Below are 22,986 nucleotides of genomic sequence, written 5' to 3' on the forward strand. Positions count from 1 at the left end.
ATTCACATACCAAAGTAGCATTATGCGAAGCGGCCTGGGCAATCGCTCGTACGAGAAACAACGGTTTATCCACGAAATTTTGGAAGATCGCATCAAGGCGTGGAAAGAAGAAAGCTTGCATTGCTGTTGCACGAACCATACTGGTCATTGCCTATAACATGCTTAAAAACAAAGAAGCTTACCTAGAAGGCGGACCAAAAAAACGAGCAAGTTAATTATTGTTACCAACTTATAGACAGGATAAACATGGACTCATTGAAATGGAGATCCCGGGCATTGTATTGCCTAAAAACAGAAAATCGCACACTCATCTGTTTAACGTATTTTCACAGAAAACCGTAAAAGCAATGGGCCTGGATAAATATATGGAAATTATGGAAAGCGGAAGTAAACGGTACTATGGCAAGTAAAGCAATCGCAAATACTCTAGCGTGTCAAGCTTGAGACAGGAGGTTTCGGATGAGTCGCTTTATCTATGTGACGGATACGCATATCGGCGCAAGCCCGCCCGGGTTTCGCCAGCAGCCCCCTTATCCGCAGCTGATGGGTGAGCTGCTAGCGGCGCTGGGAGACGAAATCCGGCGTCACCGGGCTGAATTTGTCCTGCATGGCGGCGATTTGATTCACGGCTGCAGCGTTGAGATGATCCAGCAGGCATACGCCGATTGCCGCTCTCTTCCGGTCCCTGTCCGCTTATGCTTGGGCAATCACGACATTAGCCGATCTGAAGCGTTGTCGCTTTGGCTGGAGCAAGCTCCGGATCTGTTTGTCGGCTCCTCCGCGGATTATTGCTTCGTGGAGGAGAATTATGTTGTCCATGTATTGGCCAATCATTGGGATCGCAGCGAGCCTTACATATGGAAGGGAGCTTTGGACCCGCATCTGAGCGAGGAGCAGGTGGAGACGCTGGAGCGAAACTTGCGGAAGCATCCGGACAAGCCGCATCTGCTCGCGGTGCATAATCCCGTTTACGGCATGCCTGTGGAGCAAAGCGGATTGCCGCATGAAATTCATGCGGTTCCCGCCTCGTTTCGCGAACCGCTTGTAGATATGATGGAGCGCTACCCGCAACTCAAGCTGGTGCTCTCCGGGCATAACCATTTAAATACAATGAAGCGCTCCCCGCACGGGGCATACATCTCGACCAGCGCTTTTGTTGAAGCTCCTTTCGAATACAAGCTCATTGAAGTGACCGACATGTTCATCAAAGTGTCTACGCGCCGGGTACCGCTTCCCGCGGCGATCGCCACGTCTATCGAATATGACGAGAGCCGATCTTACGCGCAAGGGCGCAAGCAGGACAGGGAGCTTCTAATACCGCTTACGGAGGGATAATTTATGAACAACGGAAAAGCGATGAGCCGCCGAAGCTTTATAGCCGGATTGGGTGCGGTGGGCGGCCTGATGGCAGCGCCCGGCTTGCTGGCTGGAACCGGTCGGGCGTATGCGGCCGGAAGTCCGCCGGCGCAAGTGGAATGGCACAAAGTGACCGATCACGGCGTCGCAGGCGACGGCATCCAGGACAATGCTGCAGCCTTGACCGCCCTGATCGCTTCGGTGGCGGGCGCGGCTGAAGCCACGTTTTACTTCCCCCCCGGACAATATCGCCTCGGCAGTGCGGTAACGTTCCCGTCCCGGCTGCGGCTCGTATTCGATTACGGGGCGATGCTGACGCCGGACAGCAGTGTAGTGGCTGTGGTGAACAGCCATGTGGAAGCCGCGGTGACGACCATTTTCGGCGGAGACGGCGAGGTGACCGGCAATTTCCATGGCGCTCCGGTATATCCGCAGTGGTGGGGCGCCAAGGGGGATAAGACATCCGACGATACCGTGCCGTTTAAAAAGGTATTTCGGCTGGCCAGGGACATCGGGCAAGAAGTGACCGTCATCGTTCCGAAAGGAGATTACGTCTGGTCGAGCGTGATGGTTATTTACGGCAAAACTTCCGTGCGCTGCGAGCAAGGGGCGACCTTTTGGCGCAACCATCCGAATACGATGCTGATCAATTTCGAACCGAACGGGCAAGCGAGTCCGGGATATAGCGGCAATGGAAACATATTGTTTGAAAATGCCCGCTTTGAGTTTGTCGCTTATAATCCGCCGTCGCTTTGCTACGAAGACGGCAATGTGCTGCAGTTCGCTCACGCTTCCGATTGGACATTCCGCCATTGCGAGTTTTACGATCTGATCGACGGACATGCGATCGAGATCAACTCCTCCCAAAATGTCACGATCGAGGACTGCAAATTTTACGGGTATCGCGAGCTGGCCACCGACCGCTGGTACGTGGAGGCGGTACAGCTCGATCTGGCTTATTCCGGCGGCATCTCCGGCGCTTTGCCGGCCGACAACACCCCCTGCAAAAATGTGACCGTGCGCAATTGTTACTTCGGCAAAGGGCGCTCCTATACGTTTATGAAGGCCGGGATTTCGCAAACGGTGACATTCAGGGCTTGGCCTTGCGGTGTCGGCGGGCATTCGCACAAGGAAGGGCGTTTCCATCAAAACATCTCGATCCGCAACAATACGTTTGAGGGAATGACCTATTTCGCTATACATCCTTATAAATGGCTAAATACCATCATAACGGAAAATTATTTTTTCGAATGCGGCGGCGGCATTTACGCGGTTTGCGGTCCGAATCACGCCACCTTCGGGGCGGCCGGTCCGTTGAGACGGCTTGTAATCAGCAACAACCAGTTTATCAACATGCAAAGCATTTTTCCGGATCACAACAGCACGCTGCGCCGTTTCGCCATCGGCATCATTTCCATGGACATCGTGTCCGAGGATGTGCGTATCGAAGGCAATATCATCAGCGTAGGGGTGGATTCGGCGATCACCGTGCGCAACATTAACCGGATTTCGATTACGGGCAATACGATGAATTATATGACGCACGCGGCCGTCGAGATTTCCGGAAGCTCGCATGTGGAGCTTTGCAACAATCAGGTGTATCAGCCGACGGAGCACGCCTTTTATTTGTTTGACAACAACTACTGCCAGGTTACCGGCAACCAGATTCGGAAGGCGACGATGCACGCTTTGCTGATGACGAATTGTAATAATGCCAGCGTCCACGACAATGTGCTGCTTGAAACGACGCAGGACGGCATTCGGATGGAAAATGTGCAGCATCTCTCGATCCGGTCGAATCAGATTCACAAGAGCAATCATGCCGTGCAGCTGCTTCAGTGCAGCGATGTGGAGGTCGCCGGCAACAAGCTGATCGATATGGTATATAACTATTTGTACATCCGCCAGGTGACCGACTTCCTGATTATCGCCAATATATTTACAGAGCCGGAAACGACCGTCTATGACGCCATCCGGGTGGCGGAAAGCTCGCAGTCAGGCATCGTGCGCGATAACTTGCTGCGAGGCACCTATCGTTATGGCATCTGGTTTGACACGACAACCGGCGCGGCGAAATACGGCTATAACTCCGGAGGGCTGCGCAACGACAGCAGTCTCGTGCAGCCGCTCCAGGACTGAGTGTGCGGGCCGGCGGCCAGCTCGAATAACGAAAACATCGCGATGATAGCGAACAAGGCTGCGGACCAAGCTTAAAGATGAACGGAGCGACAACCAATACCGCGTTTACCGGAGTATTAAATATCCGATAAACGCGGTATTGTTGCGGTTAACCTTGTATAAGTTGAGGGGAGTTGCACATACTCCTATAAAACCACTCTTAAGGAGTCCTCAGCATGAATGTGAAACATACGGTAGGTCTTTCATCGACAGAAATTGCCGGATTATGGACGACCTATATCAATGATAGCATTTCAATTTGTATTTCTAAGCATTTTTGGCAACATGCCACGGATGATAATGTTCGATCGCTAGTGAAAAAGTCGCTGGAATTGTCCCAGAAGCACACCGTGGAAATAAAAAAAATATTCGAACATGAAAAATTCCCCATCCCTAAAGGTTTTTCGGATGATGATGTCAATCTGAACAGCCCTCCTTTGTTTTTTGATCTTTTTCCATTGAGCTATGTGTATGGCATGAGTCGTCTTGGTTTGGTGGCTTACGGTATATTTGTGTCGAATGTAGCCCGGCAGGATATCCGGGCATTTTTTTCCCAATGTCTCCAATCGACAATAGAGCTTTATAATGAGTCTGTCAATCTGTTGCTCGCCAAAGGCATATATGATCGGCCGCCGATGATTCCTTATCCGGACCATATTGAATTTGTTCAAAAGAAAGAAGCTTTCATATCCAAATGGCTGGAAAAGAAGCGTCCTTTAAATGTCCTGGAGTTGTCCGAAATGTTCTTTAACATCGAAAGGAATTACTTTGGTCTAGTTTTGCTCACTGCCTTCATCCAAGTTACGAAGGATAAGGTTATTCAACAATATTTGATAAAGGGAAAAGAACTGGCCCAAAGACAGATTCACTTTCTGAATCATACTTTGATTAAAGAAGATCTGATGGGATCCATAATGGTGAATTCCGAAGTGTCCACTTCAACGACGTCCCCATTTTCAGATAAGCTGATCATGAATCTCGTGACGATGCTGAATACACAAGGAATTACTTTTATCGGTCATGCGTTGTCGACTTCATCAAGAACGGATCTGGCGGGGGAATATTCAAAACTAATTCCTGAAATCTTGCAGTACGGCAAAGACGGCGCTGACATCTTGATTGACAGAGGATGGCTGGAAGAACCGCCTCATGCCCCTAATCGCAAAGAGCTTGCGATGTTATAATCGCCGGTACTGCCTGGAAGTCTCATCACGCTGGATAGCAGGAGGAGAGCGGGGCCTTCTTCAACAAGCCGGAAAGCCCTGTCTTGGGCAGCGAAAAAGCCGCTTCTCTCGAGGCGGCTTCTTTATAAGATCGTATGCTTGATTCCGACTGCCGTCGCTTCGGCTTCTCCGGCTGCTTCATCCTGATAGAAGCTGTGCGCCCAATCCAGCCAACCCTCGGGGAGCCTGTGCATGATCTGGGCCCTGAATTCGACATTGGAGCAGGCTATGTCATAAATCAATTTCTCATAGGTCTGCAGTATCCCATCGAAGTCCAAACCGACATCGTCCATCAGCAGTTCCTTGATAGCGCTTTGATTGTCATGGAAGTCTCTGTAGATCAAGCCATCATAAATTTCCGTAATCAGACCGTCCTGAACACGAACAATTTTTTGACATATTTTCTGCATTGGATCTACTCCTATCGCTGGAATAAAACTCATTATACCATACGGATTTGCTCGGAAGGTGTAGAATTTTGTAAGTGCTTTCTTATTTTTTAATTAAAATTTACTGCATACGAGCCTCCGGTCATGGGCAATTTAACAAATGATAACGGAGCTCTCGAAATTTGGCAGTTGGACGCAGGAAAGCATAGCGGCCGGCCAGTGGTAGCGGCTAATCGGGGGCAGCCGGCCGGCAGCTCGAGGCCGGACATATGAAAGACTTTATGATGCTTATGAGCAATACATACCATTATGTTCGGCTGATTTGAAACCCGGCGGAAGCTTGGGCGCTCTGACTATCGGGTATTGCAGGAAAGACGGGGGGAGCAACAAGGAGATGGCCACAAGAACCTTGTGCGGACAGCCGATCCGGATTCGAGGCAAAACGCAGGCCGGCCGCAGCACGAAACGATTGATCCGCCAGCTTGAGCCCGGCGCGATCGCTGTTATTCATCATGATAATCTGGATGAGCTCGCCGCCGTCGGCCTGATCGAAGCGAAGGCGGCCGCCGTCATCAACGCTGGGCGTACGATGACGGGAGCGTTCGCCACGACTGCTCCGCTGCGGCTTCTGCAAGCGGGCATTCCGCTGGTCGAGACGGCGGCCGAAGCCTTCGACAGGATGGCCGCGGCAGACTATGCGGAGCTGTCCGATAACGGGATCGATCTTGGGACCAGCTGGTTGCCCTGCCTGCGGTTCACGACGGACAAGTGGCATGCGCTCAATACGCTGGCATGCGAGGGGGAGCCGGACAGGCTTGACCGCTTTATCAGCAACACGCTGGAGCATGCGCGGCTGGAAAAGGAATATTGGCTGACGCCGATTTCGGTCGAAAGCTTAAAGCTGCGCTGCGAGCTTGGCGGCAGACAAACGCTGGTCGTCGCCCGGGGTCCGGGGTACAGAGCTGATCTGACCGCCCTTAAGCCATATATTCGCCGGGTGAAGCCCGTCATAATCGGAGTGGATGGCGGCGCGGATGCGCTGCTGGACGACGGCTGGCTTCCCGATCTGATCGTCGGCGATATGGACAGCGTCTCGGACCGGGCGCTGCGGTGCGGCGCTCAGTTGATCGTACATGGCTATCGAAGCGGCGGAGCGCCGGGGCTGCGGCGCCTGCAGGAGCTGATCCCTCGCGCGGATGTCCAGGTTCTCTGCGCCGGGGGCACAAGCGAGGACGCCGCGCTGCTGCTCGCTTATGATGGAGGCTGCGCTTCGATCGTGGGAGTTGGGCTGCACACGCATATGCAGGAGTTTCTCGAAAAAGGACGGCCGGGGATGGGCAGCTCCTGGCTGGTGCGTATGCGGATCGGGAGCAAATTGGTGGATGCCAAAGGAATCAGCAGTCTGCTCACAGGACGCCGGGAGAGCCTGTGGAGCAGATGGCAGGAGCGGGTCGCCGCCGCTTGGACAGGGGCGCGAAGATCTCACTACGCCGGCGAAGGAAGGAACCGCATATGACAGCAACCAAAGTAACGATAATCATCCCCGCATGGAATGAAGCGCAGCGGCTGCCTCTTACGCTTAAAACCTTGCGCAAGCAGATGGCGCAGGGCAGGGAATCTGCCTTGAAGATGCCCTCTGACAACCTCGAGTACGAACTGATCGTGGTGGATGACGGGAGCCGGGACGGAACTGCCGAAGCTGCCCTGCCATGGGCCGACAAGGTGGTCAAGCATCCGCGGAGAAGGGGCAAGGGGGCTGCTCTGGAATCCGGCTGGAATGAATCCCGAGGGGATATTCTGATTTTCCTGGACGCCGATCTCGGACTGTCGGCCAAGCATTATCCGCTGCTGCTGAAGCCCGTGCTGCAAGGCGCTGCCGATATGTGCGTCGCCCGGCTGACTCCTTGCCCCGGCACGGGCGGGTTCGGGCTGGTCCGCGCATTAGCCGTCCGGGGCGTCCGGCTGCTGACCGGCTTTGAAGCGAGCGCTCCGCTCTCCGGCCAGCGCGCGCTCCGCGCCGAAGCGCTCCAGGCATTGAAGCGTCAGTACGGAGGCTTCGGCGTGGAGGTCGGGATGTTTGTCGATCTGCTTAAGCTCGGATACCGCGTCGAAGAGACGGAGGCTCCTTTTATGCATAGAACTACAGGCAAAACCTGGTCCGGCTGGATGCATCGCGGCCGGCAGTTTTTGTCGGTCGGACGCGCTTTGTGGCAGTGCTGGAGAATGCCGATATGCTGAACGGAGCAGGGCTGGAACGGGCGCTGCCGGCCATCGCCGGGCTCGCTTTGCTCGGTGCCTGGACGCATATATGGGGCGTTTCGGCGTTTGTGCGCTTCGCCTGGCGGCATCGGATGACGGCGGCGAATTATCGCGGAGAGCAGGTGCCGACGGCGGGAGGGCTGCTGCTGTGGCTGCTGCTGGCCGGAGGTTTCGCAGCCGGGCGCATGACGCTGCCGGCTGCCGACCTGGCGCGGACGGCTGATTTTGCCGCAGCCGCCTCGTTGGTTGCGGGTGCCGGACTGCTGGACGATCTGATCGGACAGCGCGACATTAAGGGAATCGGCGGCCATCTTAGGGAGTGGAGACGGACAAGCATTCTCACGACTGGAATCTGCAAACTGCTTGCTGCTGCGGGAGGGGCTTTCCTTGTGCTGCTTCCGCAAGCGGATAGGCATATGGACTCGCTGCTGCTTGTGCCGCTGCAGGCGCTGCTGATCATGCTGTCGGCCAATAGCGTGAACCTGCTCGACCTGCGTCCGGGCCGGGCCGGCAAGGCTGCGCTGCTTGTGATGACGGCGACGGCGGTTTGGTATGCGGCTGCTGGAGGGGCAGGACCGCAGGCCAACGCTTTGTGGCTGTCCGGCCTGTGGCCGGTTATGATCGGAGCGGGTATTTTGCTTGTTCCGGATCTGCGCCGCCGCTTGATGCTGGGAGACACGGGGGCCAATCTACTCGGCTTTGCGGCAGGCGTTGCGATAACCCAGACGGCAGCGATTGCCGCTCAGGCGGTAATATGCGGCTTGCTGCTGCTGCTTCATCTGTATACGGCGCGCCGCTCATTGACGGTATTTATCGCCCGCCATCGGCTGCTGCATTGGCTCGATGAGATGGGGAGACCGCGGGAGCGGGCATAGGGAAGCTCCGCAGGCCGCGAGTCATTCACCGGACTTCTAGAGGGCTTGCCTAACGACAAATAGCTCCCCTTGGCCGGAGAGCTTGTGCGCAGGCTCTGATTGAAGGTAGACTTGTAAGAGAGTCTACCTTCTTTGGCGTTTCTTGCGGAAGCGGGGAGCGACGTAATTACGCTTGCGGTCGCGGAAAAAAATCCAGCCTCCGATAAAGGCTACTCCCAGGCCGAATAAGACGATGCCGAGCAGCAGCTTCCACCACAGGATGCTGCCGTCTCCGCCGGAGGTTTCGAATTGGGCGAACCAGGCGTCCTTCATGGCAAGAAATCCGTACGTCGCCATAAGGCCGGGAATGACGAGCAGCAGCATCGCGATAAAACGTTGAATAACGGCTTTCATGGTGCAACTCCTTAAGTACGGCGATTGAGCGTTTGCGATTGCATATACTCTCCTAACGTTATCACACTTTGGGCCGGAATTCATGCCATTTCACAAAATGGACTATATTTCCGCAGGCGAATAGAGTTACAATAAGAAAACCATGGAATCGGGAGGGTTCGCGATGTCACAATCATTTGATACGATCGTGCTGGGCGGGGGAATTGGAGGCTATACCGCCGCTATCCGGGCGTCTCAGCTCGGCAAAACCGTTGCGATCGTGGAACAGGATAAGCTGGGAGGAACATGCCTGCACCGGGGATGCATCCCCAGCAAAGCGCTGCTGCGCAGCGCGGAGCTGTTCGCCCTCATGCAGGAGAGCGGACGGTTCGGCATAGAAGCCGAAGCGGTCCGGGTCGATTATGCGAAGGTCAGCCAGCGCAAGCAAGCGATCGTCGATCAGCTGTACCAAGGCGTTCAATATTTGATGAAAAAGCATAAAATTACGGTGTTCCAGGGTAAAGGACGTATTATCGGGCCATCGATTTTCTCGCCGCGAAGCGGAACGGTCTCGGTAGAGCAAGCAGACGGCGAAATTTTGAATTTGCTGCCGGACAAGCTGATCATCGCTACGGGCTCGCGCCCGCGTTCTCTGCCGGGTCTTGAGACGGACGGGGTCCGCGTGCTGAACAGCGACGAAGCGCTGCGGATGGAGCGGCTGCCCCAGTCGGCTCTGATTGTCGGAGGGGGCGTCATCGGCGTGGAGTGGGCTTCGATGCTAAGCGATTTCGGCGTCCAAGTGACGATCGTGGAATTTGCCCAGCGGCTGCTGCCCGGAGAGGACGAAGAGGTGTCCCGCGAGCTGGAGCGCATCTTGAAGAAACGCGGCGTGACGATACGCACCGGGGCAGCCGTGCAGACCGAGTCGGTCGTTCGGCAGCCGGACGGCGTCAAGCTGGCCGTAAAAAGACGCGAGGAGCTGGAAGAGCTGGAAGCCGAAGTCGTGCTTGTATGCGTAGGCCGGCAGGCCAATATCGAGGATATCGGGCTGCATGCGACGGATATCAAGGTGGAGAACGGCTTCATCAAGGTGAACGCCAATATGCAAACCGCCGAATCTCATATTTACGCTGTCGGCGACTGCATCGGCGGGCTGCAGCTGGCTCATGCGGCTGCTCATGAAGGCATTGCTGCGGCCGAGCACGGCAGCGGGCAGGCGGTACATCGGGTCGAGGCTCATCAGGTGCCGCGCTGCGTCTACTCCAGGCCCGAGATTGCCAGCATCGGCTTGACCGAAAGCCATGCCAAGGACCAGGGACGCAAGGTGAAGACGGCGAAGCTGGCCTTCCAGGGGCTGGGCAAGGCGCAAATATTGGGGGAAACGGACGGCTTTGTCAAGGTGATCGCCGATGAGGAGTCCGGGGATATCGTCGGCGTGCATATGATCGGCGCTCACGTGACCGACTACATAGCCGAGGCTTCGCTGGCTCAACTGCTCCAGGCGACGCCATGGGAGGTCGGGCAGACGATTCATCCGCATCCGACATTGTCCGAAATTCTCGGCGAAGCGATGCTGGCGGTGGATGGGAAAGCGATCAGCTTCTAGCTGAAGCAAAAATTGTGTTCATAACCGAATCCGATTATAATATACATATAGCGTCAAGTATTAGCACCAGGTAATAAGAATAGCTGCTATACTTTGCGCTTTCCGAACTCGCTCTGCGGGCGAGCCATCGAAATAGTCAAGGAGGCGGTTGCCCCATGTCCATCGGACAAAAACAGATGCATCACCAGCTCGGACTGACGGATGAACAAGTCATCGAGATGTACACATACATGCTGAAGGCGCGCATGTTCGACGAGCGCTGCTTCCTGCTCCAGCGCTCGGGCAAGATCCCGTTCCACGTATCGGGCATCGGGCAGGAGACGGCCCAGGTTGCTGCTGCTTATGCGCTTAAGAAAGGAACGGACTATTTTCTTCCCTACTACCGTGATTATGGCTTTGTACTTACTGTCGGCATGACGCTGCGCGAGCTTCTGCTGTCGGTGTTTCTTAAGGCCGAGGACCCGAACAGCGGCGGCCGGCAGCTCCCCGGTCACTTCGGCTCCAAGAAATTGAACATCGTCACCGGCTCCTCCCCTGTGACGACTCAAGTTCCTCACGCCGTCGGCTTTGCGCTGGGAGCCAAGCTGCAGCGAAAGGAGTTCGTTTCCTTCGTCACCTTCGGCGACGGGTCGAGCAACCAGGGGGACTTCCATGAGGGCTGCAACTTCGCAGGGGTTCACAAGCTCCCCGTCATCTTCATGTGCGAAAACAATCAGTACGCGATCTCGGTTCCTCTCCACAAGCAGACGGCCGGCAGCATTGCCGAGCGGGCGTTAGGCTACGGCTTTCCCGGGGTCAAGGTGGACGGCCGGGATGCGCTGGAAGTATACCGCGTCGTGAAGGAGGCGCGCGAGCGTGCGCTGCGCGGCGAAGGACCGACCCTGATCGAAGCGGTTATGTACCGGATTTCGCCGCATTCCACCTCGGACAACGACCTCCTGTACCGGACGCGCGAGGAAGTGGAAACGAACCGGGAGCGGGACGGCATACCGCGCTTGCGGAATTATATGATAAGCTGCGGCATCTGGTCGGAGGACCGGGAAGCGGAGCTTGCCGCGCAAATCAAGCAGGAGCTGACCGAAGCGACGGATTACGCGGAGCAGGCGCCGCATCCGGCATCCGAGGATACGCTGCTCCATGTATACGGTGATGGGGGAGGGTTACAGTAATGGCGGCTATCACTTACCTCGAAGCGATCCGTACGGCTATGAAAGAAGAGATGGAACGCGATGAGCATGTATTTGTTCTTGGAGAGGACGTCGGCAAGAAGGGCGGCGTTTTGAATACGACAAAAGGACTGTACGAGCTCTTCGGAGAGGAGCGGGTCATGGATACCCCTCTCGCCGAATCGGCGATAGCAGGCGTGGCGATCGGCGCCGCCATGTACGGGCTGAGACCGGTGGCCGAGATGCAGTATGCGGACTTTATGTTCCCGGCGACGAACCAGATTATTAGCGAAGCTTCGCTTATCCGGTACCGTTCCAACAACGACTGGAATTGTCCGGTCGTCATCCGCGCGCCATACGGGGCAACCGGCGGCGGAGCGCTGTATCACTCGCAATGTCCGGAGGGCGTATTTTTCGGAATTCCTGGGCTTAAGATCGTAGCTCCCTCGGACCCCTACGATGCCAAAGGGCTGCTGAAGGCCGCCATCCGCGATGAGGACCCTGTCCTGTACTTCGAGCATAAGAAATGTTATCTGAGCGTGACCGGCGAAGTGCCGGACGAGGACTATATCGTGCCGATCGGCAAAGCTAAAGTAAAACGCGAGGGGACGGATATTACCGTCATCTCGTACGGCATAACCGTGCAGTATGCGCTGAAGGCGGCCGAGGAGCTTGCCGAAGAGGGCATCAGCGCTCACGTCCTGGACCTGCGGACGCTGCAGCCGCTGGATAAGGATGCGGTACTTGAGGCGGCAGCCAAGACGGGCAAGGTGCTGATCGTTCACGAGGCGAACAAGACAGGCGGCGTCGGCGGCGAGATATCCGCGCTCATCGCCGAGGAGATGTTATTCGACCTGGATGCGCCGATCATGCGCCTATGCGGGCCGGATACGCCGGCCGTCGGGATGAACCCGGTCATGGAGAAGTTTTACCTGCTTAACACGGACAAAATCAAGGAAGCGATGCGCAAGCTCGCTGAATTTTAGTAGGGAGATTACAGGCACGCGGTGAGGCGGCCGCTGCGGGGGCGGCCTGGCATGGTTCGGCGACAAGCAGGAGCCGCCGGTGCATTGTGGGGAGGAATAGCCAAATGGGCGACAGTATGAAGGGGACCGAGGTTACGGTTCCGCATCTGGCCGAAAGCCTGGTATCGGCCACCATAGGCAAGTGGCTGAAAAAGCCGGGAGACTATATCGAGCAATACGATGTATTATGCGAGCTTATTACTGAGAAAATTACCGTGGAGATGCCGTCGCCGATCGAAGGAAAGCTGATCCGTCTGCTCGCGGCCGACGGCGAAACGGCGGCAGTCGGTCAGGCGATCTGCCTTATCGAAGAGCCGGGGGCGGCGGGAGCGGCCGAGCCAACAGGAGCCGCCCCTCAGCAGGCGGCGGCCGACAGCGCGAACCGGCCGGCAGCGGCGGTGCAAGTAGCGGGCGGCGGGCCGATGAGCGGCCGGTATTCGCCTGCGGTGCTCAAGCTCGCAGCCGAGCATCGCATCGAGCTTTCCCAGGTTGCAGGTACCGGAGCGGGAGGGAGAGTGACGCGCAAGGACGTGGAAGCTGCCGTCGCAGCCGGAGGCACAGGGGGCCGGACGCCGTCCCGGCAGCCGGGTCAGTCCGTCGCTGAGGCCAACCGAGAAGCGGCGCAGGCGGCTGCGGAGGAGGGTGTGTTTATCGCGAATCCGCCCAAGATGCCGGTCCGCTCCAGCGGCCTGCATTTGTCCGAAAACCCGCCTCTGCCGAATATTGAAGTCGAAGGTCAGCAGCTGGCGGGCCGGGGCGAATATCTGGTCGATGTCACGCCGATCCGCAATGCGATCGCCAGCAAGATGAAGCAAAGCAAGTCGGAAATTCCGCATGCCTGGACGATGATCGAGGTGGATGTGACGAATCTGGTGACGCTGCGCAATAAGCTGAAGGGCGAATTCATGCGCGAGGAAGGCATTAACTTGACTTACCTGGCATTTCTGCTGAAGGCTGTCGTGAACGCGATCAAGGATTACCCGATCATGAACTCCGTTTGGGCGACCGATAAAATTATCGTGAAGCGGGATATCAACATTTCGCTGGCGGTAGGCACGGAGGATTTCCTCGTGACGCCGGTCATCAAGAAAGCGGATCAGCTCAATATCGCGGGTCTGGCCAGGGAAATCGACGGTTTGACGCGCCGGGCGCGGACGGGGAAACTGACGCTTGACGAGATGCAGGGGGGCACCTTCACGGTGAATAATACCGGCTCGTTCGGTTCGATCCTCTCGTATCCGGTCATCAATTATCCGCAGGCGGCCATTTTGTCCTTCGAATCTATCGTGAAGCGGCCGGTCGTTATTCAGGATATGATCGCGGTTCGCTCCATGGTCAACCTGTGTCTGTCGCTCGATCACCGGATATTGGACGGTATCGTATGCGGCCGGTTCCTGCAGCGGGTGAAGGAAAATCTGGAGAGCTACAATCAGGAGACCAAGCTGTATTGATTGTGATTGCAGCCGGTAAGCCGAAGCGGCAGGACGCGGGGGACGAAAGACGGCTCATCGGCCCCCTGGAACGGTTCTCCGCCTCGGCATAAAGCCTGCTCCCGCAAGCAAGGGCGAGCAGAACGCTTGAGGGGCGGCCGACGCCAGGATGAGCAGGCAAGAGCTTGTCCGGGGGCTGAGCTTACAGAAAGCTGCTGACGGTCAGGAGTACGGTGGACAAAACCATCGCAATGAGCGTTACATAGACGATAACCTTGAATATAACTTTATTCTGCATAAGGAACGGCTCCTTTTCTGGGAATAGTAGAATAAGTGGGTGCGGGAAGCTGAACGCCATCCTCAACATCTATATTAACTCATTTCGTACATAGGAGGGAAGTCATGATCCAGCAAAGCCGATTGGTTGCGGAATTTTTGGAGCTTGTTCAGATTGACAGCGAAACGAAACATGAACAGGAAATCAGCCGGGTGTTGAAGCAGAAGTTTACTTCTTACGGCTTGACGGTAGAGGAGGATGAGTCGGCCGCCCAAACCGGGCACGGCTCCAACAACCTGTTCTTTACGCTGGCAGCTTCGTCGGAAGCGGCCAAGCAGCTGCCGAAGCTGTTCTTCACTTCGCATATGGACACTGTGACGCCGGGGAAAGGGATCAAGCCGCAGGTTGGCGACGACGGTTATATCCGCAGCGACGGCACCACGATACTCGGCAGCGACGACAAAGCGGGATTGGCCGCCATGCTCGAAGCGATCCGGGTGTTGAAGGAAACGAATGCCGAGCACGGGCAGATTCAATTCGTCATCACCGCCGGCGAGGAGGCCGGCTTGAAGGGCTCGCGGGCGATGGACCCGTCCAAGCTGAACGCCGACTTCGGGTATGCCCTCGATTCGAACGGGACGATCGGGGATATCGCGGTGGCTGCGCCTACGCAAGCCAAGATCCATATTACGTTCCGCGGACGTTCCGCTCATGCCGGGGTAAATCCGGAGGATGGGGTAAGCGCCATTACCGTGGCTAGCAAAGCCATCGCGCGGATGCCGCTGGGCAGGGTCGACAAGGAAACGACCGCCAACATCGGCCGGTTCGAAGGCGGAGTGGAGGGAGCGACCAACATCGTCGTCGAGGTTGTCAGGCTGGAAGCGGAAGCGCGCAGTCTCACCCAGAAGCGGATGGACGAGCAGGTCGAGAGCATGCGCCAGGCTTGCCAGGCCGTCGCCGATGAGATGGGAGCGAAGCTGGAATTTCAAAGCGAGGTAATCTACCCCGCCTACATGTACGATGAGTCGGCGCCGGTCGTCAAGCTGGCTATGACCGCGCTGTCGAACATCGGCTGCAAGCCGCGCACCTTTCATTCGGGAGGCGGCAGCGACGCCAATGTGTTTAACGGCTTTGGCGTTCCGACTGTAAATCTGGCCGTCGGTTACCTGGATATTCATACGACCAAGGAGCGCATAGCCATCTCCGATCTGGTGAAAACAACGGAGGCCGTCGTTTCGATAGTCAAGCAGGTCGCCGCTGCCCAATAAGCAAGTTCTGCCTGGACAAATCGCCGCATACTTAGGTATGGGGCGATTTTTTGTCTGTCCGGACACAGGGTCATGGTCATGCGTCCGCCCGGAGAAGGGGGAGCTAATGCGGATTGATTGGGAATGGGGGCATGTGCTTGAAGTGCTTGGGGAGCTTGAGAAGCTTGAAGAGCTTGAGAAGAAGCATGAGAATCTTGAGAAGCTGCCCGGGCAGCATGGCGGCATGCAGCAGGTGCGGGTCCTGCTGCCCGGATCGGCCCCGACTTCGGAGCTGGCGCTGCATGATCTGACCTGCTTCCCGCCGCTTGCAGCCGGAGACCGTGTGCTCGTCAACACGACGGCTGTCCGGCTTGGTCTGGGGACGGGCGGCTATCATTTCGTGCAGGCCGTCCTACCGAAGGAGCTGCCGGCGGCGCTGCAGCCGGCAGCAGTATGCCCGTCCGCCGCCAGAAAATTCGGCTGCGGAGACTGTCTGCCGGGCGCTCCGCCGACCACTGGCACGCCGGAGAACGCCGCCGCCATGGCTTCGCCGGGCGAGCCAAGCGAGTCTGCCTCGCCTGACATCCGGCTGCATAAAGTAGAACAGGCGGGGCTCCAGGCGGAGGGCCACATCATGAAGCTGCGTTACACGTCGGCTCAGCGCGCGGTGCTGGCGGTCGAGGAACCCGGCAGCCCGCATCATGACATGCTTCGCGCAGCCGATTCGCTTGACGGCGTGCCGGTGCTGATCGGCGAGCTGCACAGCATGCTGCCGGTGGCGGCAGCTTGGCTGAGGCATAAAGAGGCCGGACGCGGTCCCGGGTCAACCGGGCTGCGCCTGGCCTATGTCATGAGCGATGGCGGCGCCCTGCCGCTTGGCATCAGCCGTCACGCCGCCCGCCTTCGCGGGCTCGGCTGGCTTGAGGGCACCGTGACGTACGGCCATGCGTACGGCGGCGATCTGGAAGCGGTGAACAAGTTCACCGCATTGCTGGCGGCCCGGCATGTGCTGCGCGCCGGGCTGATCATCGCCGTGATGGGGCCGGGCATCGCCGGCACCGGCACGGCCTACGGCTTCAGCGGCATGGAGACCGCCGAGCTGGTCAATGCTGTGCGCGCGCTCGGCGGCCAGCCGGTCCTCATACCGCGGATCGGCTTCGCCGACAAGCGGGAGCGCCACCGCGGCCTCAGCGCCCATACGCGGATCGCGCTCGGACCGGCCGCCCAGGCCCGAGCTGTCGTGCCGCTGCCGCTGCTTGCAGATCAGGCGAAGCGGAGCATGCTGCGCGGGCAGGAGGCGGAGGCCGCGCTGGCGGCCCGGCATGAAGTGCTGTGGCTCAGCCCGCCGCCGGCGGAAGACATCGGGCTCGCGCTGGCCGCTTACGGCCCGCCTGTTACGACGATGGGCCGCGGTCTAGCGGAGGAGCCGGCTTTCTTCCAGGCCGTCTGTACGGCGGCCGGCCATGCCTATGAGCGTTACCTCGCCCTGCGCGCCAGCCCAAGGGACGAATAAAGCTTGGCCCATCTTTTCACGGACTTTTGACTGCGAGCCCGGCTCGGCTTGATGACATGATCGATCAGATAATCGTTTAATCTCGTATGCGAATCGGCTTGTCCCGCTACCTTCTGCAAGTAATGACGAATTTCCCACCCTTTGCCTACCAAACACATTTGACTATCTTTTGCGTAAATTTTCATATTCATTCACCCGGCTTTCATAGTTTTATAGTTCAAGCTATGCAAGGATCCCGGCGTTTATGACTGTGTGTTTTGACCTGAGGGGCGTTCTTGGGGTACATTGAAGCTTATATAGCCTATTACCCTTGGAGAGAAGAGAGGAATCCGACTTGTCAACCCATTCTCAAAAAAAATTTGAAGAAGTTACGTTATCTACGAAGCCGATTTTTGAAGGGAAGATCATTTCACTGCAAGTAGATACGGTGCGTCTGCCTGATGGAGGGGAGGCGACCCGGGAAATCGTCAAGCATCCGGGAGCGGTAGCGGTGCTGGCCTTGACCGGGGACGGCCGGATGATCGTCGTGGAGCAGTACCGCAAGCCGCTGGAGAAAAGCCAGGTTGAAATTCCCGCGGGCAAGCTGGACGCCGGGGAGGACCCGCTGGAAGCGGCCCGGCGCGAGCTGGAGGAAGAAACCGGTTATACGGCCGGCTCGCTGCGTCACGTCGCTTCCTTCTACACGTCGCCGGGATTTGCCGATGAGCTGCTTCATCTGTATGTCGCCGAGCAGCTGGCTTCCGGTGTGTCGAGGCCGGATGACGACGAATTTCTGGAGGCATGGGGAGTTACGCTGGAAGAAGCGAAGGAACTCATCCGCGAGCGGAGGATCAGCGACGCCAAGACGATCCTGGCCGTATACGCCTGGCAGCTGTACATCCTGACGGGGTCCTTCGAATAAGATGGCGCTGAACTCCTATTATGCGGATCTGCATATCCATATCGGGCGGACGGAGGCGGGAGAGGCGGTCAAAATCAGCGCGGCGAACAATTTGACCTTCTTCGGCATCGCCAAGGAGGCCTCGCAGCGCAAAGGGATGGACATCGTCGGCATCATCGACTGCCATTCCCCGGGTGTTCAGCGGGACATGCTCCGTTATCTGGATACGGGGGGAATGGAGGAGCTGGCCGGCGGCGGCATCCGGTACCATCAATCGACCGTGCTGCTCGGCTGCGAGCTGGAGGTGCGCGACCCGGGCATGCGGCCGGCGCATCTGATCGCGTATTTGCCGGGCATTGAAGATATGCGCTCCTTCACGGACTGGCTCCGCCGGCATATGAAAAACGTTCAGCTCAGCTCGCAGCGCTTGTATGTACCGGCCAGGGAACTGCAGCAGGAAGTGATCGGCCGCGGAGGGATACTGGTACCGGCGCATATCTTCACTCCGCATAAAAGCGTGTACGGCAGCAGCTGCGAGCGGATGTCCGAGCTGCTCGACCTGGACGGAATCGCCGCCGTGGAGCTTGGGCTCAGCGCGGATTCGGAGATGGCGGGGTGGATATCGGAGCTGGACCGGTACACCTTCCTCACCAACTCGGACGCTCATTCGCTGCCGAAGATCGGCAGAGAATACAACAAGCTGCGGCTGGCCGAGCCGACGTTCGCGGAACTGAGGCGGGCCCTTAACGGAGAGGACGGGCGGAAGGTGCTTGCCAACTACGGACTGAATCCGCGCCTCGGGAAATACCACCGGACGTACTGCGCGGCCTGCGAGTCGATTCTCGACGAGCAGGGGGCAACGGTTGTCGAGCGCTGCCTGTACTGCGGCAGCACCAAAATCGTCCGCGGCGTGATGGACCGCATCCTGTCCATCTCGGACCGCGAGCGGCCCTTTGTGCCGGAGAGCAGACCGCCGTATGTGTACCAGGTGCCGCTGGAGTTTATCCCCGGACTGGGCCCCAAGCTGCTGGCTGCATTGCTGGAACGCTTCGGCACGGAGATGGACCTGCTCCACCGCACCTCTTATGAGGAACTGGCCGAAGCGGCCGGCGAGCGGATAGCCGGCTACTTGCTGGCGGCCCGGCAGGGCACCCTCGAGCTGCAGACCGGCGGCGGGGGCAAATACGGCAAGGTGGGGCGCTAAGAGAGGGCTCCTTCTTCGGCGACCCGCTGTCATATTCCCGCTTGTCCGCGCATAGGTTGTACTAACCGGACAAGGGGGGCTTGCCAGCATGCCGCATAACCGAATGCTAGAGCAGTACTGGAAAGAACATCTGTCGCTGTATGTGTTCATCGGCGTCATCTTTATAACGGGAGTTGTATTTGGCGCCATTATGGTGGGCGCTTTGTCGCTGGAGCAGAAGCAGGAGATTACACGCTATTTGAGCAACTTTTTCTCGATGGTCGATCAAGGCGAGCTGAACGGGGATGTGACGGCTTCCTTCCGCGATACGCTTGCTCTTCATATGAAATGGGTGCTGATCATCTGGCTGCTCGGCATGTCGGTCATCGGGCTTCCGCTCATCCTGATTCTGGATTTTCTTAAAGGAGTGCTCATCGGGTTTACGGTCGGTTACATGGTCGGCACGTTATCCTGGAAGGGACTGCTGTTTGCGCTCGTATCGGTCGTTCCGCAAAATCTGATCGTCATTCCGGTCTTCATCGTCTGCAGTGTAACGGCGGTTGCCTTCAGCGTGCGCTTGGTGAAAAACCGGTTTATCCATAAGAAGGGCCAGCTGTTCGAGCCGCTGATGCGTTTCTCGGGCGTCACGCTCGGTTCAGGTGTGCTGCTGGTTGGCGTGGCGCTGTTCGAAGCCTATATATCCCCGGCGATGATGAAGTGGGTAACGCCGATGCTTGTCGCGCTGGGAGCGGCGTAAAAGGTTTGACTTTCTTCCATTTCCTCTCCTATAATGATACCATGATGTTACTTTTCGCGAATCCGCGCCATGAACAGGCAGCCTAAGCGGATTGATGGCAGCCGTAGGGGGAGGAGCATGGAATCTCGCATTGATAAAATCAAACAGCAGCTGCAGTCGCAGGGTTATAAACTTACGCCCCAACGCGAAGCAACGGTAAGAGTACTGCTTGAGAACGAGGAAGATCATCTGAGCGCCGAGGATGTCTTTATGCTGGTTAAGGATATCGCGCCCGAGATCGGCCTTGCCACCGTATACCGGACTTTGGAACTGCTCAGTGAGCTTCATGTGGTGGAGAAAATGAACTTCGGGGACGGCGTAGCCCGTTACGATCTTCGCAACGACAGCAGCCACCATCACCATCATCACTTGATCTGTGTACAGTGCGGCGCCGTTGACGAGATTATGGAAGACTGGCTCGGCGAGCTGGAGGAGCGGGTGGAACGCGAATACGGATTCCACGTTCTCGACCACCGTCTGGACTTTCAAGGGATCTGCCACCGCTGCCGGGACAAAAACAAAACGTGAATGAAGAAACCTTCGGCTTTGCCCATCGGCAAGTAGGAGGTTTTTTGCATTCTCCGTCATGAATTTGCGTCGCTCGGCAGAACCTACAGGAAAGCGACTATGCACGCTGCTATGCAAGCGGCTATACAAGCGACTATGAGGGAGGCATAACGAGATGATTATCGGGATTCCGAAGGAAATTAAAAATAATGAGAATCGAATCGCATTGACGCCAGGCGGCGCCGCGATGCTGTCGGCAGCCGGACATACGGTGCTCGTCGAGAAGGGAGCGGGGGCCGGCAGCGGCTTCCTGGACGAGGACTATGCCAAGGAAGGCGCGGTGCTGACCGAAAAGGCGGCCGAGGTTTGGGCGCAAGCCGAGATGATCATGAAGGTGAAGGAACCGCTCGCGGAGGAGTTCGCTTATTTCCGCGAAGGGCTGACCTTGTTTACATATCTGCATCTGGCGGCCGAGCCGAAGCTGACCGAGGCGCTCGTGCGAAGCAAGGTGACGTCGATCGCGTATGAAACGATTCAGCTGCCCAGCGGGGGACTGCCGCTGCTGACGCCGATGAGCGAGGTGGCCGGCCGGATGTCCGTCCAGGTAGGCGCCCAGTTCCTTGAGCAATTTTACGGCGGACGGGGCATACTGCTGGGCGGGGTTCCAGGCGTTCCGCCGGCCGATGTTATTATTCTGGGCGGAGGAATCGTAGGGACGAACGCTGCCAAAATCGCGCTCGGGATGGGAGCGAACGTCGTAGTCATCGAGCGGAACGCCGAACGACTCAGATATTTGGACGACGTGTTCCACGGCCGGCTGCGTACGCTGATGTCCAATCCTTACAATATCGCCAATGCGGTGCAGAAAGCCGATCTGCTGATCGGCGCCGTTCTGATACCGGGTGCCCGGGCGCCGAAGCTGGTTACCGAGGACATGGTCAAGACGATGAAGCCGGGGGCTGTCATCGTAGACGTAGCAGTCGATCAGGGCGGCTCCATCGAAACGGTCGACCGGGTGACGACGCATAGCGAGCCTACTTATGAGAAGCATGGCGTCATTCACTATGCTGTCGCCAATATGCCTGGAGCCGTACCGCGGACCTCCACGCTGGCGCTGACAAATGTGACGATAACGTATGCGATGGAGCTGGCGGCCCGCGGCGTAACCCGCGCTTTGTACGGCAATTCGCCGCTCAAGCTCGGCGTCAATACGTATCAGGGACATGTCACGCATGCGGCTGTAGCCGAAGCGGTCGGGCTTCCGTATACCGGGCTGGATTCTCTGCTGCCCATCAGCTGACAACTTGTCAGCATATTCGGCGAGTGAGCGTCATAGGCTACTCTTGGGAGGGGAGAGTAGCTATGATCATTCATATCCGCGCGGGAAGATGGCTGGCACGCCTCCGGTTTGCCCTTGTATTTGTCGTATGCACGTTTGCGCTTTATCATCTGCTGATCGTCGCGGCTTCGTTTCTGGAGCCGGTGCACCGGTACAAGGAGCCGAGCGGTCGCGCCATTAAAGTATTTAAGCAGGACTCCGCCATCGTGGCGAATCCTCAAGGAATGGGAGACCGGCTCAGGCTGTTCTACAAGATCGGGGAGTAGTCCGCCTCCTCCGGCGCCTTCGTTCGGAACTGGCGAATAATTCCTGAATCGGCCTGGCAATCCGGCAGGAATCCGCCCCCCTGATGTGGAATTATGACAAAAGGCCGCTTTTGTCACAACATAAAGGGGATTGCTCATGAGAGAGGATTTGCAGGCATTTATTACATTTTTAACCGAGGAACGCGGGCTCGCGCCAAATACGCTCGATTCGTACGAGCGCGATATTTTGCAGTATCTCGATTATTTGGAGCAGGCGGGAGTCGTGGCTTGGAGAGAGACGGGCAAAGCCAGCATAGCCGGGTATTTGCACAGTCTCAAGCAGAAGGGCCGCGCCAGCGCAACGCTGACCCGCGCCGTAATCTCGATTCGCGGCTTCTATCAATTCATGGTTCGCGTGCGGCGGATCGACCATGATCCGTCGATACATATGGAGACGCCCAAGCTGGAGAAGCGCATCCCGCAGGTGCTGTCCGTGCAGGAGGTCGGCAAGCTGCTGGACGCGCCGCAGCTGGCGTCTCCGAATGGTTTTCGGGACAAGGTCATGCTGGAGGTCTTGTATGCGACGGGCATTCGCGTCTCCGAGCTGATCTCGCTGGATGTGGACAGCGTGAATCCGGGCCTTGGCTTCATCCGTTGCATGGGCAAAGGCAAGGAGCGGATCGTGCCGCTCGGACAGATCGCCTCCGGCTTCGTACAGACCTACGTGGAGACGGTACGGGCCCGTCTGCTCAAGCAGGACAAGCAGGAGACCGCGCTCTTCGTCAGCCATCTCGGCACGCGCATGACCCGCCAAGGCTTCTGGAAAATCATGAAGCGGTACGCCCGCGAAGCCGGCATCGACCAGGAGATCACGCCGCATACGCTGCGCCACTCCTTCGCCGCCCATCTGATTGAGAACGGGGCGGATCTGCGTTCCGTGCAGGAAATGCTCGGGCATGCCGATATTTCATCGACGCAAATCTATACGCAGTTGACCCGCAGCAAGATGAAGGACGTATACGACCGCTCGCATCCGCGGGCGCGCATGGAATCTTGACGGCTTGCACCCGTTCTCTTGACCAGGGAACGGGTTTCTTGTCGGTCTGCCGCTTTTGCAAAA

23 protein-coding genes and 1 pseudogene are annotated in these 22,986 nt (G+C 57.4%); 20 read left to right on the plus strand and 4 right to left on the minus strand.

What is annotated here, in order from left to right; all coding sequences use genetic code 11:
- The 4 genes and pseudogenes from BLR08_RS31410 to BLR08_RS04110 all read left to right on the plus strand — a co-directional run.
- Positions 1-215, plus strand: a pseudogene (locus BLR08_RS31410) (IS110 family transposase); the annotation flags it as partial.
- 244 nt (positions 216-459) lie between these two features.
- The gene (locus BLR08_RS04100) at positions 460-1,335 is read left to right on the plus strand and encodes a metallophosphoesterase family protein (protein WP_072327756.1); all 876 of its coding nucleotides are present in this window, start codon (positions 460-462) and stop codon (positions 1,333-1,335) included.
- 3 nt (positions 1,336-1,338) lie between these two features.
- On the plus strand, positions 1,339-3,495 hold the full coding sequence (locus BLR08_RS04105; protein ID WP_072327755.1) for a right-handed parallel beta-helix repeat-containing protein: 2,157 nt from the start codon (positions 1,339-1,341) through the stop codon (positions 3,493-3,495).
- Positions 3,496-3,710: 215 nt separating this feature from the next.
- Positions 3,711-4,718, plus strand: a complete 1,008-nt coding sequence (locus BLR08_RS04110; RefSeq protein ID WP_072327754.1) for a DUF3231 family protein — start codon at positions 3,711-3,713, stop codon at positions 4,716-4,718.
- A gap of 122 nt (positions 4,719-4,840) precedes the next feature.
- On the opposite strand, the gene BLR08_RS04115 is transcribed toward BLR08_RS04110, so the two are convergent.
- Positions 4,841-5,167 (minus strand): hypothetical protein, encoded by a 327-nt coding sequence (locus tag BLR08_RS04115; RefSeq protein ID WP_072327753.1) that lies wholly within the window; start codon positions 5,165-5,167, stop codon positions 4,841-4,843.
- Between the two features lie 373 nt (positions 5,168-5,540).
- Here BLR08_RS04115 and steA point away from each other — a divergent pair, with 373 nt between their 5' ends.
- Genes steA through BLR08_RS04130 form a run of 3 tightly spaced genes read left to right on the plus strand, consistent with a single transcriptional unit; the run spans position 5,541 to position 8,280 of the window.
- On the plus strand, positions 5,541-6,662 hold the full coding sequence (steA, locus tag BLR08_RS04120; RefSeq protein ID WP_072327752.1) for a putative cytokinetic ring protein SteA: 1,122 nt from the start codon (positions 5,541-5,543) through the stop codon (positions 6,660-6,662).
- Entirely contained in the window at positions 6,659-7,384 is a 726-nt protein-coding gene (locus tag BLR08_RS04125; RefSeq protein ID WP_072327751.1) for a glycosyltransferase family 2 protein, read from the plus strand. Before steA ends, BLR08_RS04125 begins: the two co-directional genes overlap by 4 nt.
- A complete protein-coding gene (locus tag BLR08_RS04130; RefSeq protein WP_072327750.1) occupies positions 7,378-8,280 on the plus strand; it encodes a hypothetical protein in 903 nt (300 codons plus the stop codon). The genes BLR08_RS04125 and BLR08_RS04130 overlap by 7 nt, the downstream gene beginning before the upstream one ends.
- A 123-nt stretch (positions 8,281-8,403) precedes the next feature.
- Here BLR08_RS04130 and BLR08_RS04135 read toward each other — a convergent pair whose 3' ends face one another.
- Complete coding sequence (locus tag BLR08_RS04135; RefSeq protein ID WP_072327749.1) at positions 8,404-8,673, minus strand: DUF2627 domain-containing protein; 270 nt, start codon at positions 8,671-8,673, stop codon at positions 8,404-8,406.
- Positions 8,674-8,836: 163 nt separating this feature from the next.
- Here BLR08_RS04135 and lpdA point away from each other — a divergent pair, with 163 nt between their 5' ends.
- The 4 genes from lpdA to BLR08_RS04155 all read left to right on the plus strand — a co-directional run bounded on the left by lpdA (position 8,837) and on the right by BLR08_RS04155 (position 13,900).
- Positions 8,837-10,258, plus strand: a complete 1,422-nt coding sequence (gene lpdA, locus BLR08_RS04140) for a dihydrolipoyl dehydrogenase (protein WP_072327748.1) — start codon at positions 8,837-8,839, stop codon at positions 10,256-10,258.
- A 155-nt stretch (positions 10,259-10,413) separates the two neighbouring features.
- Entirely contained in the window at positions 10,414-11,427 is a 1,014-nt protein-coding gene (locus BLR08_RS04145) for a thiamine pyrophosphate-dependent dehydrogenase E1 component subunit alpha (RefSeq protein ID WP_072327747.1), read from the plus strand.
- Complete coding sequence (locus tag BLR08_RS04150) at positions 11,427-12,410, plus strand: alpha-ketoacid dehydrogenase subunit beta (protein WP_072327746.1); 984 nt, start codon at positions 11,427-11,429, stop codon at positions 12,408-12,410. Before BLR08_RS04145 ends, BLR08_RS04150 begins: the two co-directional genes overlap by 1 nt.
- Positions 12,411-12,514: 104 nt before the next feature.
- A complete protein-coding gene (locus tag BLR08_RS04155; RefSeq protein WP_072327745.1) occupies positions 12,515-13,900 on the plus strand; it encodes a dihydrolipoamide acetyltransferase family protein in 1,386 nt (461 codons plus the stop codon).
- Positions 13,901-14,081: 181 nt separating this feature from the next.
- Here BLR08_RS04155 and prli42 read toward each other — a convergent pair whose 3' ends face one another.
- Positions 14,082-14,177 carry a stressosome-associated protein Prli42 gene (prli42, locus tag BLR08_RS30980; RefSeq protein ID WP_176835409.1) on the minus strand — a complete coding sequence of 32 codons (96 nt, stop codon included), beginning with the start codon at positions 14,175-14,177 and terminating at the stop codon, positions 14,082-14,084.
- A 104-nt stretch (positions 14,178-14,281) separates the two neighbouring features.
- On the opposite strand from prli42, the gene BLR08_RS04160 reads away from it, so the two are divergent.
- Both BLR08_RS04160 and BLR08_RS04165 read left to right on the plus strand, forming a co-directional pair.
- A complete protein-coding gene (locus BLR08_RS04160) occupies positions 14,282-15,424 on the plus strand; it encodes a M20/M25/M40 family metallo-hydrolase (RefSeq protein ID WP_072327744.1) in 1,143 nt (380 codons plus the stop codon).
- Positions 15,425-15,530: 106 nt separating this feature from the next.
- Complete coding sequence (locus tag BLR08_RS04165; RefSeq protein ID WP_072327743.1) at positions 15,531-16,916, plus strand: DUF3866 family protein; 1,386 nt, start codon at positions 15,531-15,533, stop codon at positions 16,914-16,916.
- Here BLR08_RS04165 and mciZ read toward each other — a convergent pair.
- Complete coding sequence (mciZ, locus tag BLR08_RS04170; RefSeq protein ID WP_176835410.1) at positions 16,880-17,101, minus strand: Z-ring formation inhibitor MciZ; 222 nt, start codon at positions 17,099-17,101, stop codon at positions 16,880-16,882. The genes BLR08_RS04165 and mciZ overlap by 37 nt on opposite strands.
- A gap of 149 nt (positions 17,102-17,250) precedes the next feature.
- Here mciZ and BLR08_RS04175 point away from each other — a divergent pair, with 149 nt between their 5' ends.
- The 7 genes from BLR08_RS04175 to xerD all read left to right on the plus strand — a co-directional run bounded on the left by BLR08_RS04175 (position 17,251) and on the right by xerD (position 22,923).
- A complete protein-coding gene (locus tag BLR08_RS04175) occupies positions 17,251-17,817 on the plus strand; it encodes an NUDIX domain-containing protein (protein WP_072327741.1) in 567 nt (188 codons plus the stop codon).
- A 1-nt stretch (position 17,818) separates the two neighbouring features.
- Positions 17,819-19,000 (plus strand): endonuclease Q family protein, encoded by a 1,182-nt coding sequence (locus BLR08_RS04180; RefSeq protein WP_072327740.1) that lies wholly within the window; start codon positions 17,819-17,821, stop codon positions 18,998-19,000.
- Between the two features lie 88 nt (positions 19,001-19,088).
- The gene (spoIIM, locus tag BLR08_RS04185) at positions 19,089-19,736 is read left to right on the plus strand and encodes a stage II sporulation protein M (protein WP_072327739.1); all 648 of its coding nucleotides are present in this window, start codon (positions 19,089-19,091) and stop codon (positions 19,734-19,736) included.
- A 117-nt stretch (positions 19,737-19,853) separates the two neighbouring features.
- Positions 19,854-20,303 carry a ferric iron uptake transcriptional regulator gene (locus BLR08_RS04190; RefSeq protein ID WP_072327738.1) on the plus strand — a complete coding sequence of 150 codons (450 nt, stop codon included), beginning with the start codon at positions 19,854-19,856 and terminating at the stop codon, positions 20,301-20,303.
- A 154-nt stretch (positions 20,304-20,457) separates the two neighbouring features.
- The gene (gene ald, locus BLR08_RS04195; RefSeq protein WP_072327737.1) at positions 20,458-21,582 is read left to right on the plus strand and encodes an alanine dehydrogenase; all 1,125 of its coding nucleotides are present in this window, start codon (positions 20,458-20,460) and stop codon (positions 21,580-21,582) included.
- A gap of 62 nt (positions 21,583-21,644) precedes the next feature.
- A complete protein-coding gene (locus tag BLR08_RS04200) occupies positions 21,645-21,887 on the plus strand; it encodes a DUF4227 family protein (protein ID WP_072327736.1) in 243 nt (80 codons plus the stop codon).
- Between the two features lie 136 nt (positions 21,888-22,023).
- A complete protein-coding gene (gene xerD / locus BLR08_RS04205; RefSeq protein ID WP_072327735.1) occupies positions 22,024-22,923 on the plus strand; it encodes a site-specific tyrosine recombinase XerD in 900 nt (299 codons plus the stop codon).
- Positions 22,924-22,986: the final 63 nt, after the last annotated feature.

Origin of the sequence: Paenibacillus sp. cl123 (assembly GCF_900101595.1) — a bacterium.
Classification (GTDB): Bacteria; Bacillota; Bacilli; order Paenibacillales; family NBRC-103111; genus Paenibacillus_G.

Excerpts from the sequence above, each read along its gene's own strand:
- BLR08_RS04105 (WP_072327755.1), top strand. The coding sequence starts at position 1,339 with ATGAACAACGGAAAAGCGATGAGCCGCCGAAGCTTTATAGCCGGATTG.
- mciZ (WP_176835410.1), bottom strand. The coding sequence starts at position 17,101 with ATGAAAATTTACGCAAAAGATAGTCAAATGTGTTTGGTAGGCAAAGGG.
- BLR08_RS04200 (WP_072327736.1), top strand. The coding sequence starts at position 21,645 with ATGATCATTCATATCCGCGCGGGAAGATGGCTGGCACGCCTCCGGTTT.
- steA (WP_072327752.1), top strand. The coding sequence starts at position 5,541 with ATGGCCACAAGAACCTTGTGCGGACAGCCGATCCGGATTCGAGGCAAA.
- BLR08_RS04135 (WP_072327749.1), bottom strand. The coding sequence starts at position 8,673 with ATGAAAGCCGTTATTCAACGTTTTATCGCGATGCTGCTGCTCGTCATT.
- BLR08_RS04145 (WP_072327747.1), top strand. The coding sequence starts at position 10,414 with ATGTCCATCGGACAAAAACAGATGCATCACCAGCTCGGACTGACGGAT.
- BLR08_RS04155 (WP_072327745.1), top strand. The coding sequence starts at position 12,515 with ATGGGCGACAGTATGAAGGGGACCGAGGTTACGGTTCCGCATCTGGCC.
- lpdA (WP_072327748.1), top strand. The coding sequence starts at position 8,837 with ATGTCACAATCATTTGATACGATCGTGCTGGGCGGGGGAATTGGAGGC.
- xerD (WP_072327735.1), top strand. The coding sequence starts at position 22,024 with ATGAGAGAGGATTTGCAGGCATTTATTACATTTTTAACCGAGGAACGC.
- prli42 (WP_176835409.1), bottom strand. The coding sequence starts at position 14,177 with ATGCAGAATAAAGTTATATTCAAGGTTATCGTCTATGTAACGCTCATT.
- BLR08_RS04125 (WP_072327751.1), top strand. The coding sequence starts at position 6,659 with ATGACAGCAACCAAAGTAACGATAATCATCCCCGCATGGAATGAAGCG.
- BLR08_RS04190 (WP_072327738.1), top strand. The coding sequence starts at position 19,854 with ATGGAATCTCGCATTGATAAAATCAAACAGCAGCTGCAGTCGCAGGGT.
- BLR08_RS04115 (WP_072327753.1), bottom strand. The coding sequence starts at position 5,167 with ATGCAGAAAATATGTCAAAAAATTGTTCGTGTTCAGGACGGTCTGATT.
- BLR08_RS04165 (WP_072327743.1), top strand. The coding sequence starts at position 15,531 with ATGCGGATTGATTGGGAATGGGGGCATGTGCTTGAAGTGCTTGGGGAG.
- BLR08_RS04100 (WP_072327756.1), top strand. The coding sequence starts at position 460 with ATGAGTCGCTTTATCTATGTGACGGATACGCATATCGGCGCAAGCCCG.
- ald (WP_072327737.1), top strand. The coding sequence starts at position 20,458 with ATGATTATCGGGATTCCGAAGGAAATTAAAAATAATGAGAATCGAATC.
- BLR08_RS04160 (WP_072327744.1), top strand. The coding sequence starts at position 14,282 with ATGATCCAGCAAAGCCGATTGGTTGCGGAATTTTTGGAGCTTGTTCAG.
- BLR08_RS04150 (WP_072327746.1), top strand. The coding sequence starts at position 11,427 with ATGGCGGCTATCACTTACCTCGAAGCGATCCGTACGGCTATGAAAGAA.
- BLR08_RS04130 (WP_072327750.1), top strand. The coding sequence starts at position 7,378 with ATGCTGAACGGAGCAGGGCTGGAACGGGCGCTGCCGGCCATCGCCGGG.
- BLR08_RS04180 (WP_072327740.1), top strand. The coding sequence starts at position 17,819 with ATGGCGCTGAACTCCTATTATGCGGATCTGCATATCCATATCGGGCGG.
- spoIIM (WP_072327739.1), top strand. The coding sequence starts at position 19,089 with ATGCCGCATAACCGAATGCTAGAGCAGTACTGGAAAGAACATCTGTCG.
- BLR08_RS04110 (WP_072327754.1), top strand. The coding sequence starts at position 3,711 with ATGAATGTGAAACATACGGTAGGTCTTTCATCGACAGAAATTGCCGGA.